We start from the raw sequence: 1,136 nt of genomic DNA, 5'->3' as shown, positions 1-1,136 counted from the left end.
CACGATTTGCGCTATGCTATTGATGCCACGAAAATTAATAAAGAACTTGGCTGGAAACCATCTGTAACTTTTGAAGAAGGGTTAAGCAAAACCATCGACTGGTATTTGCAAAACGAAGAATGGCTGAAGCATGTTACCAGCGGCGCTTATCAAAACTATTATACAGAACAATATAGCAACAGGTAGGTTGACTGGTTGATAGGTTGATTTGGAGGAATTTGGAATAAGGAATCGGGTGGAAAGTTGACTGGTTGATTTGTTGGTTAGTTGATAGGTGAGAAATCAGAAAATAATGAGTGTGAATAATGAATGATGAATAATGAGCGGTCAGTGGCTCACAGCTTTCTTCCCAATCACTATAACAATTAAGTACGAAATGCACATACTTCCCTTTAGGGGGATGGGGCAAGGTTGATTTGTTGACAGGTTGATAGGTAAGAAACCGGGAATGAACTTGTGAACAAGTGAACGCGTGAACTTTTGAACTATTTAGAGAGAAGTTGACTGGTAAGAAATCAGGAATTGAACCCGTAAACTTGTAAACTATAAAAGTGAAATTGATAGGACGGATGGAAATCGCTCGCAGCTCGCCGCTCACAGCTTGAGGCTTGCAGCTTGCAGCTTTCCTCAGTAATGCCCGCCGCTAATTATTAAATAATTAATCAGTAATAAATGAAGATTGAAAAAACCCCACTGCAGGATTGCTACATTATTCACGACACGGTTTTTGCAGACAGCCGTGGCTATTTTTTTGAAAGCTTCAATGCTAAAAAGTTTGAGGAATTAACGGGTGTAACCACACCTTTCGTGCAGGATAACCAATCATCTTCCACACGTGGTGTATTGCGCGGTTTGCATGCGCAAACAGGCGAACATGCGCAGTCAAAACTGGTGCGTGTTTTATCCGGCAAGGTATTGGATGTGGCGGTTGACCTCAGAAAATATTCTCCTTCATTCGGTAAGGCTTTTTCCATTGAGCTTACCGGTGATAACCATAAACAATTGTATATCCCCCGTGGCTTTGCGCATGGTTTTGTGGTGCTGAGCGATACGGCTGTTTTCTTTTATAAATGTGATAATTTTTATAACAAGGCTGCTGAGTTGGGTATCATGTATGATGACCCCGATCTTAACAT

2 protein-coding genes are annotated in these 1,136 nt (G+C 41.2%); both read left to right on the top strand.

Annotation, left to right across the window (positions count from 1 at the left end; translation table 11 throughout):
- Positions 1-186 (top strand): GDP-mannose 4,6-dehydratase (locus BM015_RS21290; protein ID WP_177191995.1); only part of this gene is annotated, 186 nt, incomplete at its 5' end.
- 486 nt (positions 187-672) lie between these two features.
- On the top strand, positions 673-1,136 hold a 464-nt coding region (rfbC, locus tag BM015_RS21285), incomplete at its 3' end, for a dTDP-4-dehydrorhamnose 3,5-epimerase (protein ID WP_090663393.1).

It is taken from the genome of Parafilimonas terrae, from assembly GCF_900115755.1.
Lineage (GTDB): Bacteria > Bacteroidota > Bacteroidia > Chitinophagales > Chitinophagaceae > Parafilimonas > Parafilimonas terrae.
Note: the sequence above shows the minus strand (reverse complement) of the source record. Positions and strands in the feature narration are given on the sequence as shown.